12 protein-coding genes are annotated in these 12,893 nt (G+C 59.5%); 3 read left to right on the top strand and 9 right to left on the bottom strand.

The features are described from left to right. The first annotated feature begins 46 nt into the window (after positions 1-46). On the top strand, positions 47-853 hold the full coding sequence (locus ACIOTL_RS05010) for an HAD family phosphatase (RefSeq protein ID WP_105656956.1): 807 nt from the start codon (positions 47-49) through the stop codon (positions 851-853). Positions 854-955: 102 nt separating this feature from the next. Here ACIOTL_RS05010 and ACIOTL_RS05005 read toward each other — a convergent pair whose 3' ends face one another. The 5 genes from ACIOTL_RS05005 to ACIOTL_RS04985 form a co-directional block, all read right to left on the bottom strand. Then, positions 956-1,054, bottom strand: a complete 99-nt coding sequence (locus ACIOTL_RS05005; protein WP_005504750.1) for a 30S ribosomal protein bS22 — start codon at positions 1,052-1,054, stop codon at positions 956-958. 139 nt (positions 1,055-1,193) lie between these two features. Continuing rightward, complete coding sequence (locus ACIOTL_RS05000; protein WP_013349804.1) at positions 1,194-1,418, bottom strand: helix-turn-helix domain-containing protein; 225 nt, start codon at positions 1,416-1,418, stop codon at positions 1,194-1,196. A gap of 256 nt (positions 1,419-1,674) precedes the next feature. Next, a complete protein-coding gene (gene gdhA, locus ACIOTL_RS04995) occupies positions 1,675-3,018 on the bottom strand; it encodes an NADP-specific glutamate dehydrogenase (protein WP_105656957.1) in 1,344 nt (447 codons plus the stop codon). A gap of 190 nt (positions 3,019-3,208) precedes the next feature. Then, positions 3,209-3,646 carry a metalloregulator ArsR/SmtB family transcription factor gene (locus tag ACIOTL_RS04990; RefSeq protein ID WP_332485934.1) on the bottom strand — a complete coding sequence of 146 codons (438 nt, stop codon included), beginning with the start codon at positions 3,644-3,646 and terminating at the stop codon, positions 3,209-3,211. A 101-nt stretch (positions 3,647-3,747) separates the two neighbouring features. Then, positions 3,748-4,917 carry an acetoin utilization protein AcuC gene (locus tag ACIOTL_RS04985; protein WP_181148815.1) on the bottom strand — a complete coding sequence of 390 codons (1,170 nt, stop codon included), beginning with the start codon at positions 4,915-4,917 and terminating at the stop codon, positions 3,748-3,750. Positions 4,918-5,122: 205 nt separating this feature from the next. Between ACIOTL_RS04985 and ACIOTL_RS04980 the strand changes: the two genes are divergently transcribed. Both ACIOTL_RS04980 and ACIOTL_RS04975 read left to right on the top strand, forming a co-directional pair. Continuing rightward, positions 5,123-6,556, top strand: coding sequence for a TrkH family potassium uptake protein (locus ACIOTL_RS04980; protein ID WP_105656958.1), 1,434 nt, complete (start codon positions 5,123-5,125; stop codon positions 6,554-6,556). A gap of 25 nt (positions 6,557-6,581) precedes the next feature. After that, positions 6,582-7,220 carry a TrkA family potassium uptake protein gene (locus tag ACIOTL_RS04975; protein ID WP_105657082.1) on the top strand — a complete coding sequence of 213 codons (639 nt, stop codon included), beginning with the start codon at positions 6,582-6,584 and terminating at the stop codon, positions 7,218-7,220. A 75-nt stretch (positions 7,221-7,295) separates the two neighbouring features. On the opposite strand, the gene proC is transcribed toward ACIOTL_RS04975, so the two are convergent. From proC to topA, 4 genes are read right to left on the bottom strand one after another with little or no spacing between them, the layout of a single operon-like run. After that, positions 7,296-8,138, bottom strand: a complete 843-nt coding sequence (gene proC / locus ACIOTL_RS04970; protein WP_105656959.1) for a pyrroline-5-carboxylate reductase — start codon at positions 8,136-8,138, stop codon at positions 7,296-7,298. 4 nt (positions 8,139-8,142) lie between these two features. Further along, on the bottom strand, positions 8,143-8,967 hold the full coding sequence (locus ACIOTL_RS04965) for a sugar phosphate isomerase/epimerase (protein WP_332485932.1): 825 nt from the start codon (positions 8,965-8,967) through the stop codon (positions 8,143-8,145). Positions 8,968-9,021: 54 nt separating this feature from the next. After that, the gene (locus ACIOTL_RS04960) at positions 9,022-10,041 is read right to left on the bottom strand and encodes a Ppx/GppA phosphatase family protein (protein WP_105656961.1); all 1,020 of its coding nucleotides are present in this window, start codon (positions 10,039-10,041) and stop codon (positions 9,022-9,024) included. Between the two features lie 32 nt (positions 10,042-10,073). After that, positions 10,074-12,863, bottom strand: a complete 2,790-nt coding sequence (gene topA / locus ACIOTL_RS04955; RefSeq protein WP_133833581.1) for a type I DNA topoisomerase — start codon at positions 12,861-12,863, stop codon at positions 10,074-10,076. Between the last annotated feature and the right edge of the window lie 30 nt (positions 12,864-12,893).

Genomic DNA, 12,893 nt, shown 5'->3' with positions numbered 1-12,893 from the left:
GAGCCGTAACCGCCCTTAAACTTGGCAATGAAATAAACTGGATCAAATGTCTTCCATCGATCATCACCCCAGCCCGAATTCCGCCCTGGCTCCGGACACGGTCGCCGCTTTCTTCGATGTAGATAACACCCTTGTGCGCGGTGCATCGCTGTATCTGCTGGCCCGGAAACTGCATGAGCGCCGCTTCTTCCAATTCCGCGAAATCCTCTGGTTCGCGCTCAAGCAGTTGCGCTTCGCCGCGCGCGGTGAGCACCTAGGGGACATTCACCAGATTCGCGACCGTGCGTTGATGATGGTCCGAGGGATCCCGGTGTCCGAGATCGAGAAGATCGGCAACGAGATCTATGACGAATACATCGAACCCAAGCTATGGACCGGTACGGTAGCCATTGCTCGCCAGCATCGGACGGTGGGCCGTGAAGTCTGGCTAGTCACTGCCACTCCCCTGGAAGTGGCGAATGTCATCTCGCAACGTCTCGAACTTACCGGTGCATTGGGCACTGTAGTGGCCAGCGAAGACGGTTTCTACACCGGAGCGCTGGCCAGCCCGATCCTGCACGCTGCGGAAAAAGCGCAAGCGGTGCGCACCCTGGCGAAGGCTCGCGGCATCTCGCTGTCGAAATCATGGGCATACTCGGATTCCTACAATGATGTTCCCTTGCTTGAAGCTGTGGGACACCCCGTATGCATCAATCCCGATGCGCGGCTTCGCGCCTACGCCAAGCGCCGCGGCTGGCAGGTCTACGATTTCCGCACCGGCCAGCGAGCTGCCAAACTAGGCCTGAAGGCCGCTGGAGTGCTTGGTGCGCTCTGGGCGGCGCGACGGTCCATTCTGCGCCGTTCCGGCTCTTAGGCCGGCGCTGGGCGGCTTTGGATAAAGCAATCGCCACCGTTCAACAGTTTCACTGTGAAGCGGTGGCGATGATTGCCAAGCGGCAAATGCTCAGAAGTAGATTTACTTCTTATTACGACGCTGGTGGCGGGTCTTACGAAGCAATTTGCGGTGCTTCTTCTTCGACATACGCTTGCGGCGCTTCTTGATAACAGAGCCCATAGTGGTTCCTCACAAACTAAATAAATGCGTCAACCCCAAATGCCTGCTTGCGCGCGAGCCCAAGGACAAGGTTGACCGGACGTTAAACGTTCCTTAACAGATTACCCGCTTTTCGGTCATGCTCTGACCATCGCGCGGACTATCGACCGTAAGAACCGGTACCGTGCTGCGGATCAATGGCCGCGGCATTCAGATATGATTCCACGGCGTTTTCCGGAACGCGATAGGAGCGACCGAACTGAACAGCAGGCAAATCACCGGCGTGGATCAGCCGATAAACGGTCATTTTGGAAACGCGCATCATGTCGGCCACTTCGGCCACAGTCATGAAACGGGCTCCGGCAAAATTCTGTTTATCCGTCATGCGGGATATTCTCCTGACGCTGATCTCTTATTCGTCGCGTTAATTTAGCGAAGATGAACTTACACGACTTTGGATCAACATCGGCGGTTCAGGTTCACGTTCGCTTTGTACTAGTCTAATCGCACTTTTGTAACTTTTGCATCACGAAACACACACGTGACCATCTGAATCACATTTTTTGATGCCTGAACGAGACAATCCGCGTGATTTCACCGGGTCCCCAATGAATTCACGCGGATTGCAGCGCTGCAGATTATTAGATGACGCCCTGTGCGAGCATTGCGTCTGCGACCTTCACGAAGCCCGCGATGTTGGCGCCGGCGACGTAGTTCCCCGGCATGCCGTACTCGTCTGCAGTAGCAGCACAGCTGGTGTGGATGCCGACCATGATCTCAGTCAGGCGACGCTCGGTGTGCTCGAAGCTCCATGCATCGCGGCTGGCGTTCTGCTGCATCTCCAGAGCGGAGGTAGCAACACCACCAGCGTTGGCTGCCTTGCCCGGGCCGAAGAGCACCCCTGCATCCTGGAAGATCGAGGTCGCTTCAGCGGTAGTAGGCATGTTGGCGCCTTCGGCCACTGCGATGGTGCCAGCAGCAACCATCTTCTTTGCGGCCTCAGCGCCCAATTCGTTCTGGGTTGCGCAGGGCAGCGCTACGGTGCCTGCAACGTCCCAGACGCTGCCACCGGCAACGTACTTCACCTTCTTGGTGCCACGGCGTTCGGCATACTCGGAGATGCGGCCGCGCTCAACTTCCTTGATCTGACGCAGCAGATCCAGGTCGATGCCGCCCTCGTCAACGATGAAGCCGGCCGAGTCGGAAGCCGTAACGACCTTCGCTCCCAGTGCCTGCGCCTTCTCGATGGCGTGGATTGCCACGTTGCCCGAACCGGAAACGACCACGCGCTGGCCATCGAAAGTCTGGCCGCGGGTCTTGAGCATTTCTTCAGTGAAGATCACTGCGCCGTAGCCGGTGGCTTCCGGGCGAACCAGGGAACCGCCCCAGCTCAAGCCCTTGCCCGTCAGCACACCGGACTCGTAGCGGTTGGTGATGCGCTTGTACTGGCCGAAGAGGTAACCGATTTCGCGGCCGCCAACGCCGATATCGCCGGCTGGCACGTCGGTGTATTCGCCAATGTGGCGGTAGAGCTCAGTCATGAAGGACTGGCAGAAGCGCATGACTTCGCCATCGGACTTGCCGCGCGGGTCGAAGTCCGAGCCGCCCTTGCCGCCGCCGATGGGCATGCCGGTCAGGGAGTTCTTGAAGATCTGTTCGAAGCCCAGGAACTTGACGATGCCAAGGTAAACCGATGGGTGGAAACGCAGACCGCCCTTGTATGGGCCCAGAGCCGAGTTGAATTCAACGCGGAAGCCGCGGTTGATCTGCACGCGGCCTTCGTCGTCAACCCATGGCACTCGGAAGATGATCTGGCGTTCAGGTTCGCACAAACGCTGCAGGATTGCGGCTTCGGCGTATTCAGGATGCTTGACCGATACAGCTTCAAGGCTGTCGAATACTTCCGTGACGGCCTGGTGGAATTCTGCTTCGCCGGGATTGCGGCGGAAGACTTCGTCGCGAATCGTCGCTAAGTGCTTATCCAAGTTTTTCTCCTCATCACTTGGGGCAGGCACAGGCGCACAAGGGGCCTCATTGCCGGCGTCACTGCCCCGCACACGAGAATGCCATGCTGGGCATTCTGAACAAAATTTTCATGTTATAAAACAGGATTGCGCGCGTAACTTAAAAGATTGACCATATTGCACGGTTGCAGCGCCGAAGACTGGACAAGAGCTAGCGCCGACGCCCGAACCGCGGAAGTTTCTCGAAAAACTCTTGCGCACGTCCAGTAACTTGTTCCAGGCCTTGGCCAACGCGCCGACCGATCTGCTGAGCCGTTGGATTCGATACCGCTGCCAGCTGCCCCTCGGCTTCGGCCTGCGTGGTTGCCAGCTCCTGGCCCTCCAGTTGGGCAGGTACCAAATCGGCGCACCAGCGCACGAGATCTTCCAGCGCTGAGGTATCAATGCTGTAGATGCGCCGCTGCCCGGCAGCGGCCATGCTCACGAGTTCAGCTTCGCGCAGCACCTTCAAGTGCTTGGAAACAGTCGGCTGCGAGATCTCCAGTTCAGTGACCAGAGTGCCCACTGCTTTCGGCTCGTTCTTGAGCGCTTCTATTATCTTTCGTCGGGTTGGTTCAGCCAACGCCGAAAACACTTCATCAATTGCCACACACATAACCCTAACGGCATATGAACGGTTGGCAATCGATTTCCATGCCTAAAATGCTGTGAGGTCTCGCCTCTGTCTCCGTTGGCCGCAGCCATGCGAGGCTAGTCGAACCATGGATCGAGCCCGAAAAGCGGGAATATCTCCTTGCGTGTAGCAATGATGGTTCGGTCTACCGGATCGGCCGGATCATAGCCGACTTCCCAATTGCGCCACCACAGCTGGGCGTCATCGCCCATGAGGTAAGGCATGGCACGGCCGTACCTTTCCAGAACGTAGCGGCGGAAGGTCTCGGGAACATAGGTACGCAACGGCACCGGCTTGCCGGCAACAATCGCCGTCAGATGGGTCCAGGTACGCGGCACGACGGCGGTGACGTTGTATCCCCCGCCTCCGGTAGCCAGCCACCGGCCTTCGCACAGCTCATCTGCCAACTGGGATATGTCCAGGGCCGCCTGGCGTTGCGCATCAACAGACAGCTTCAAGTTGGTCATGTCATCATCACGGTGCGCATCGCAACCGTGCTGGGAGACGATGATTTCGGGCTTGAAGGCGCGTACCAGCTGCGGAACGATCGCATGGAAGGCACGCATCCACCCGGAGTCCCCGGTCATTGCCGGCAGAGCAACATTTACTGCGCTGCCTTCGGCGTTCTTGCCGCCAATTTCATTGGCGAATCCCGTACCGGGGAACAGCGACAGCCCGGATTCATGGATGGAAATGGTCAGCACGCGTTCGTCATCCCAGAAGATCGACTCGGTGCCATCCCCGTGATGCGCGTCCACATCGATGTAGACCACGCGTTGGGCACCCTGTTCCAGCATGCGATGGATCGCGGCAGCAGCGTCATTGTAGATGCAGAAACCGCTGGCCTTGCTTTTCGCGGCGTGGTGCATGCCGCCGGCGAAGTTCACCGCACGGACCACCTCTTGGTCCATGATGGCTTGGGCCGCTGCTACCGAACCGCCAACAATGCGCCCGGCGGCTTCATGCATCCCGGCGAATACCGGGTCGTCTTCGGTGCCCAAGCCGAATTCTTCGGCAACGAGTGTTGGATCCTGGCTCACCCGCCGCACCTGATCGATATAGCTCTGGTCATGGACGGAGCCGATGACCGCATCGTCGGCAATATCCGGAGCCTGTATCGTGACGTTCGGCGCATCGAAGATATCCAGCTCATCGCTGAGTCGATAGGTCAGTTCTAGCCGTGAAGGGTGCATGGGATGCCAGTCGCTGAATTTGTACTTCAGATACTCTTCATCCCACATCACCATGGTGGGCCGTGGGGCATGCTGCGGATCTAACACGATTTCAGGCTACCCGATAGTGACCCAACTCATGAATTCATGGCAGTTTGCGCGGCTTGTCGGGTCTTTAGCCGGGCAACACAAGCGTTTAGCGGTGGAAACGCGTAAATTACTAGAAGGACTTCAAATCCTCATGGCAAAGAACTGTTCCCCAGGAAACGGCGAGTAATAAATGAGCACAGCCAGTGCATCGGGCCCCAGCGCCCGGGCAGCTGAAATGCGCGAACAGCGACGCAAGAAATGGCTGACCGTTCGCATCGCAGTTGCGGACTTCACCGTGCGCTCCCCCGCGCGCTTGACTCTTGGCGCCTTCTTGCTGGCTATCACGTTGTTCACCTCCCTGCTCGCGGCGCCGTTTTCCTCGGCCACGGGGGAAGCCACCGCGCTGCATGACGCATTATTCACCGCTGTGTCGGCAGTTTGCGTTACTGGCCTAACGACCGTCTCCACCGCTGTGCACTGGTCATTCGCCGGTCAGCTGATCATGCTGGTCGCAACGTTCATGGGCGGCCTGGGCATTTTGACCCTGGCCTCCATCATGTCCCTGGCGGTATCCCGCAAGCTGGGCGTGCGAGCCAAGCTGATGGCGCAGAATTCGATGAACAGTTCTGGAGCCTCAGCCCTGGGTGAAGTAAGTTCATTGCTGCGCATCGTGATCCTCACAGCGATCAGCCTGCAGGCGGTCATCGCGCTCTTTCTGATCCCGCGCTTCTACATTCTGGGTGAAAGCGTCCTGTCCGCCATCTGGCATGGAATCTTCTATGCCGTCTCGGCTTTCAACAATGCAGGCTTCACCCCGCACTCCGACGGATTGGTTCCCTACGAAACCGACCTGTGGATCCTGGGCCCATTGATGGCCGGCGTGTTCACCGGTTCCTTGGGTTTCCCGGTGATCATGGTGCTGCTGGCGCACAAGTTCAATATGAAGAAGTGGAACCTGCACACCAAGCTGACCATGCTCACCACCACCATCCTGCTCTTTGCCGGATCCTTCCTGTGGCTGATTTTCGAATGGGCCAATCCCAAGACCATCGGCGGCTTATCCATCAGCGACAAGCTCATTCATGGCTTCTTCGCCTCCACCATGACCCGTTCTGGCGGCTTCAACCTGGTGGATCAGAACGACATCCACCAGGTGACCATCTTGTTGACCGACGCATTGATGTTCGCCGGTGGCGGTTCAGCTTCTACTGCTGGCGGCATCAAGGTCACCACCATTGCCGTGATGTTCTTGGCGATCTTGGCCGAGGTCCGTGGCGATACTGACGCGAAGGCCTTTGGCCGGCAGATTCCGCAAGGCACCATGCGCGTGGCCATCTCCGTGGTCGCCATGGGTGCTTCGCTGGTGATGGTCGCTACCGGCGCACTCGTGACCATCGACGAATCGGTGGGCTTCTCGCGAGCCCTGTTCGAGTCGATCTCGGCCTTTGCTACCGTGGGCCTGAGTAGCGGGGTTTCGCAAGAAGTGCCTCCGGCCGGCAAGTATGTGCTCAGCGCGTTGATGTTTGCCGGACGCATCGGCAGTATTACGCTCGCCAGCGCGTTGACCATGCGCCACCGCAATACGCTGTTCAGACTCCCAGAAGAAAGGCCACTCATTGGCTGACAAGAACATAGACCACAATGCCCCGGTGCTGGTTATCGGCCTGGGCCGCTTCGGTGCATCTGTCGCTGAAACGCTGGTCAAGCAGGGGCGCGAAGTGCTGGCCATTGAGCGCAGCCCGGAGCTCGTTCAGCAGTGGGCCAGCACCTTGACCCACGTGGTCGCGGCCGACGCGACCAATATTGACGCCCTGCGCCAGCTCGGCGCCCAGGAATTCTCCTCTGCCGTCGTGGGCGTGGGTACCTCCATCGAATCATCCGTGCTGATCACCGTGAACCTGGTGGATCTGGGCATTGAGCATCTGTGGGTCAAGGCCATTACGCCCTCCCATGGCAAGATTCTTACCCGCATTGGTGCCAACCACGTCATCTACCCGGAAGCCGATGCCGGTGTGCGTGCCGCGCACCTGGTCGGTGGCCGCATGCTCGACTTCATCGAATTCGATGACGGCTTCGCCATCGTGAAGATGTACCCTCCGAAGGAGACCCAGGGCTTCACCTTGGCCCAGTCCCAAGTCCGCTCCAAGTACGGGGTGACGATCGTTGGTGTGAAGTCCCCGGGCGAGGATTTCACCTACGCCATGCCGGATACCATGGTGACTCGCCGAGATGTCCTGATCGTCTCGGGGCACGTGGACCTGCTCGAGCGTTTCGCAGCACGCCCGTAGGGCACGAGGATCGTGAATACGGCGGTGGCCGGCAACCAATCGGTTGCCGGCCACCGCCGTATTGAATGCTCGTTCCTAGCCGAGCTCTTCACTCAGCTGCGCTGCACGGGCGGCTGCCGCTTGCGTGCCCGCAGCAATAATCTTTGGAATTCCCTGCTCATCGAAGGTGGCGATAGCCTGCTCGGTGGTGCCCTTCGGGCTGGTTACCGCCTTGCGCAGGGTCGCGGGATCCGCGTCAGGGTTCGAGAGCATCTTGCCGGCACCGGCCACAGTGGCACGTGCCAGCGCGATTGAAAGCTTTTCATCCAAGCCCATGGCCACACCGGCATTGGCCATGGCCTCAGCCAGGTAGAAAGCATAGGCCGGACCGGACCCGGAAATTGCCGAGAGCGCATTTTGCTGCTCTTCGTCGATGACGTGCACGTCGCCGGATCCGGAGAGCAGATCGGTGACCAACTTGGTCTGCTCGTCGCTCACGCTTGCCGCCGGGCTGATTCCCACCACGCCGGCACCGACCATCAAAGGGGTGTTCGGCATGGAACGGATGACCGGCTGGCCAGCTGGCAGATGAGACTGCATGCTGCTCAGGGTGATAGCGGCGGCTACGGAAACAACGACCTTCTGCGCGTCCAGCGATCCGGAAATCTCCTCGCACAGTTCGGTGATGCCTACCGGCTTCACGCCCAGGAAGATAATGTCTGCGCTGGCGGCAGCCCGGCGGTTGGCTTCGGGATCTTCCTCGCTGACCAAGACGTTGATGCCCAATTCGCGCAGTTCCGCTACGCGGTTATCGCTTCGCACGGTAGCGGTGATGAGCTGCGGGTCATGGCCCGAGGCGATAATGCCACGCAGGATGGCGCCGTTCATGGAGCCGGCGCCGAGGAAGGACAGGGACAGATTCTTTGTTGCTTCACTCATATGGCTATTGTGTCATTGGCTTGGGGTCGCTGCCGACTGTTAAGTGCTGGCGGGCAAATTCTAGGGTCTTTCCCAGCCATTCTTCTTTTTGCCCGGTGTTCCGAGCTTTGCGTGTGGAGACCTCGACCGCTACGGTTCCGCTCCAATTGGCATCACGCAGATATTGCAGCGTTTCGGCCACCGGTTGGGTGCCCAGGCCTGGCACAAGGTGCTCGTCTTTGCCGTTATCCAAACCATCGCACAGATGAACGTGCGCCAGTCGCTGGCCCAGGTCCTCGACGGCTTGGCGCGAATCCATATTGGCAATCGCCGCATGGGAGAAATCCCAGGTCACATGCTGGTAGTGCTGCGGGACTGGGTTCCAGTGCGGAAGGTACATTTTCGCTTCACGGCCCCGGGCACGCCATGGGTACATGTTTTCCACGGCGATTTTCATCCCCGTGGTCTCAACCAATCGCTGCACGCCTTCGGCGAATTCTTCGGCGTAGGAGCCCTGCCACCTGAATGGCGGATGGGCGACAACCACATTTGCGCCGACCGCTTGGGCCAGGATGACCGAACGTTCGATCTTGGCCCAAGCAGAGCCCCACACCTGCTGGGTGAGCAGCAGTGTCGGTGCGTGGATGGCCATGATCGGCAGTTGGTACTTGTCCATCAAGGCTTTGAGCGCGGTCGCAGATTGGCTGGCTGCGTTGCCGGTAATCAGCACTTCCAGCCCGTCGTATCCCACGTCCTTGGCCATCGCGAAGGCGTCATGGACGGTCAGCGGATAAACTGACGCGCTAGAGAGGGTGACTGGCACCTTCATTGTGCTCTTCTGGTCTTCCATGCTCTTGCCTCCTGTTACCGTGTCCACTGTGCGGGCACCGCTTAGCCAAGAAGGTTAGCTGCTGGGTTTGGCGAGAAATTTGTACTTCTCGTTATCCAGAGCTACTTCCCCAACTCCAACGCTACTACTGAGCGGTGTCGCAGAGTCAAACATCACGTGATCAAAACGTCGCAGCATCAAGCCTTCACGAATCGCCCAAGGGCAAATCCGCACAGATTTCAGTTTCAAGGCATTCATCGCTTCGTGAGCGACAATCGCCCCGGCAAGCAGTTGCGGGGCGCGAATCTCCGAGACACCGGGCAATTCTGCCCGTTCAGCCCAGCTCATCGCGGTCAATCGGTTGGTCCACAATTTCAATGCGTCACGATTGAGCACGCGCTTAACATAGGGGCCTTCCGTGCTCGGCGCGGCTCCGGTGATGCGAGCCAGCGAGCGGAAAGTCTTGGAAGTAGCGGTGGCCAAGGTGGGCTTGCCATACTGGCGCAGCTCGGTAGTCGGGTCCGTGAGAACGTCACGCACGTACGTACGCAGTTCCTTGACTTCCTTGATGGACGGCAGGTCGTTAGGAAGCCATTCGCGGGTCAGCCGGCCGGCACCCAGGGGCACGGAGAAGGCTGTTTGCGGGAACTCGTCAACGCCCAAGGCCAGCTCCAGCGAGCCTCCGCCCATATCCAGGTTCAGGATGGATTCCGAAGACCAGCCAAACCAACGGCGTACGGAGTAGAAGGTCATGCCGGCTTCTTCTTCGCCGGTCAGTTCCATCAAGCTCACGCCTGTCTCGACTTCGACGCGTTCCAGGACGGCAGCACCGTTGGAGGATTCGCGAATCGCTGAAGTGCAGAAAGCCATGAAGTCCTCAACCTGGTGGTTTTCGGCGAACTTGGCGGCTTCCTTGATGAAGGAGATCAGCTCGCGCTGGCCCTCTTCAGTTATGGCGCCATACTCATTGAGGTAGCGCACCAAGGACAAGGGTCGCTTGTGCGAGGCATAGGGAACCGGGCGGGCTCCCGGATATGCATCGACGAGCAACAGGTGAACGGTATTCGAACCGATATCCAATACACCGAGTCTCATGGTGCGCTCCTCGTTAGGCCTGGCAAGAAAGACTAGTCAGTCTTTTTCGCGGTCGTCTTCTTGGCCGTAGCCTTCTTCGCCGGGGTCTTCTTGGCTGCTGGCTTCTTGGCCGGCGCCTTCTTTGCCGTGCGCTTCACCGGTCCGCGGGCACGTTTGTCGGCCAGCAGCTCGATAGCCTGCTCGCGTGTCAGTTCCTCCATGGAGGTAGTGCGCGGAACAGTGATGTTGGTGACGCCGTCGGTGATGTATGGACCGAAGCGGCCATCCTTGACCACGATGTTCTTCTCGCTGGTCGGGTCCACTCCGAACTCGGCCAATGGCGGTACCGCGGCACGACGGCCACGCTGCTTCGGCTGCGCGTAGATCGCCAGCGCTTCGTCCAAGGTGATCGTGAAGATCTGCTCTTCGCTCTCGATCGAGCGCGAATCGCTGCCCTTCTTCAGGTACGGACCGAAGCGGCCGTTCTGCACGGTGATCTCTTCGCCGTCAGCGTCAGCACCCAGTACACGAGGCAGGCTCATCAGCTTCAGGGCATCTTCCAAGGTCACTGATTCGACAGTCATGGACTTGAACAGCGACGCGGTGCGCGGCTTGACCTTGGTTGGCTTCTTCGGCGGCTTCGGCTTGCCATTCTTGTAGTACTCGACCGGCTGGGCCGCCAATTCCTCTTCGGTTGGCTCCGGGATGATCTCGGTGACGTAGGCGCCGTAGCGGCCATCCTTGGCTACGATCTGGCGACCGGTTTCCGGATCAATGCCCAAGTGCATTTCGGAGACCTGCGAGTTGGCAAAGAGCTCCTCTGCCTTTTCGGCAGTCAGCTCATCCGGGGCCAGATCCTCAGGCACGTTGGCGCGCTGCGGCTCGGTGCCTTCCTCGGCGCCTTCCGGGATGGCACGTTCCAGGTACGGGCCGAACTTGCCCACACGCAAGGTGATGTCGTCGGTGACCTTGATCGAGTTGATCGCACGGGCGTCGATGTCGCCGAGGTTATCGACCACATGCTTCAAGCCTTCGGATTCGGTCTCCGCGCCCTTGCCGAAGTAGAACAGGTTCAGCCAGTCGGTGCGGGCACGATGGCCCTTGGCGATCTCATCGAGATCATCTTCCAGGCGGGCGGTGAAATCGTAGTCCACGTACTTCGCGAAGTGCTCTTCGAGCAAGCGGATCACCGAGAAGGCGATCCAGCTCGGCACCAGGGCGCCGCCTCGCTTGGTGACATAGCCGCGGTCCATGATCGTGGAGATGGTTGGCGCGTAGGTCGACGGGCGGCCGATCTCGCGCTTTTCCAGCTCGGCCACGATCGAAGCTTCGGTGTAACGAGCCGGCGGGGAGGTTTCGTGGCCTAGAGCGGTCAGCTCATCGCCGGCCAGCTGCTGGCCCACAGCCAGCTGCGGCAGGCGGGCTTCGGCATTCTCTGCCGCGGCTTCCAGGGCCTGTTCGTCCTTGCCCTCCTCATAGGCGGAAAGGAAACCGCGGAAGGTGATTACGGTGCCGGAGGCCGAGAACTCGGCCACGCGCTGATCGCTGGCGGTGCCCTGCAGCTTGATGGTGGCGGTGAAGCCCTTGGCATCGGCCATCTGCGAGGCGACGGTGCGCTTCCAGATCAGCTCGTACAATGCGTACTCGTCCTTGGACAACGAGGAACGCACGTCCTTCGGGCGGCGGAACATGTCACCGGCCGGGCGGATTGCCTCGTGGGCTTCCTGCGCGGCATCGTTCTTCGCCTTGTAGACGCGCGGCTTGGCTGGAACGGAATCCGCGCCATACAGTTCGGTTGCCTGCTTGCGCGCGGCATTCACTGCCTCGCCTGAGAGGAAGACCGAATCGGTACGCATATAGGTGATGTAGCCGTTTTCATACAGCCGCTGAGCGATCTGCATGGTGATCTTGGAGCTCCAGCGCAGCTTGCGGGATGCTTCCTGCTGCAGCGTGGAGGTGGTGAAAGGGGCGGCCGGACGACGGGTGTACGGCTTGTCCTCGACGGAGGTCACCGCAAAGCCGGTGTCCGACAGGTTCGCCACCAGCGACTGGGCCGACTCCTGATCCAGGTGGGCCAGCTTATTGCGGGTGGTCTTCAGCTGGCCGCGGTCATCGAAGTCACGGCCGGAGGCGACACGGGCGCCGTCCACTGCCGAGAGCTTCGCTGCGAAGCCTTCGCCTTCACTGGTGGCGAAGTTGCCCTTCACATCCCAGTATCCGGCGGGGATGAAGGCCATGCGTTCGCGTTCGCGCTCGACGACCAAACGGGTTGCCACGGACTGCACGCGGCCTGCGGACAGCCCGCGAGCCACCTTGCGCCAGAGCACCGGTGAAATTTCGTAACCATAGAGGCGGTCCAGGACACGGCGGGTTTCCTGGGCGTCGACGAGGTCGGTATCGAGCTCGCGCATGTTTTCCAGTGCGCGGGCGATGCCTTCCTTGGTGATTTCGGTAAATGCCAGGCGGCGTACCGGAACCTTTGGCTTCAGGACCTGCAGCAGGTGCCACGCGATGGCTTCGCCTTCGCGGTCCGCATCGGTTGCGAGGTAAAGTTCGTCAGCTTCTTTGAGCTTCGCCTTCAGTTCGGAAACGCGCTTCTTCTTGTCCGGGTAGACCATGTAGTAAGGCTCAAAGTCGTTGTCCAGATCGACAGCGAACTTGCCTACTGAGGTCTTTTTCAGCTCGGTTGGCAGTTCTGAGGGCTGCGGAAGGTCGCGGATATGGCCCACTGAGGCATCCACGTCAAAGCCTTCACCCAAATATTTGGCGATCGACTTCACCTTGGCAGGAGACTCCACGATTACGAGTTTCTTACCAGTCTTTTCCTTGGCCTTGGGGGGCACAGCACTCCTTTAGACAACACGGACCTTGGA

The sequence above is a fragment of the Glutamicibacter sp. NPDC087673 genome (assembly GCF_044743255.1).
Taxonomy (GTDB): Bacteria; Actinomycetota; Actinomycetes; order Actinomycetales; family Micrococcaceae; genus Glutamicibacter.
The sequence above is the reverse complement of the archived record's forward strand: the minus strand, read 5'-3'. Positions and strand labels throughout refer to the sequence as shown.

Excerpts from the sequence above, each read along its gene's own strand:
- ACIOTL_RS05010 (WP_105656956.1), top strand. The coding sequence starts at position 47 with ATGTCTTCCATCGATCATCACCCCAGCCCGAATTCCGCCCTGGCTCCG.
- ACIOTL_RS05005 (WP_005504750.1), bottom strand. The coding sequence starts at position 1,054 with ATGGGCTCTGTTATCAAGAAGCGCCGCAAGCGTATGTCGAAGAAGAAG.
- ACIOTL_RS05000 (WP_013349804.1), bottom strand. The coding sequence starts at position 1,418 with ATGACGGATAAACAGAATTTTGCCGGAGCCCGTTTCATGACTGTGGCC.
- ACIOTL_RS04985 (WP_181148815.1), bottom strand. The coding sequence starts at position 4,917 with ATGGTGATGTGGGATGAAGAGTATCTGAAGTACAAATTCAGCGACTGG.
- ACIOTL_RS04980 (WP_105656958.1), top strand. The coding sequence starts at position 5,123 with ATGAGCACAGCCAGTGCATCGGGCCCCAGCGCCCGGGCAGCTGAAATG.
- proC (WP_105656959.1), bottom strand. The coding sequence starts at position 8,138 with ATGAGTGAAGCAACAAAGAATCTGTCCCTGTCCTTCCTCGGCGCCGGC.
- ACIOTL_RS04965 (WP_332485932.1), bottom strand. The coding sequence starts at position 8,967 with ATGGAAGACCAGAAGAGCACAATGAAGGTGCCAGTCACCCTCTCTAGC.
- ACIOTL_RS04960 (WP_105656961.1), bottom strand. The coding sequence starts at position 10,041 with ATGAGACTCGGTGTATTGGATATCGGTTCGAATACCGTTCACCTGTTG.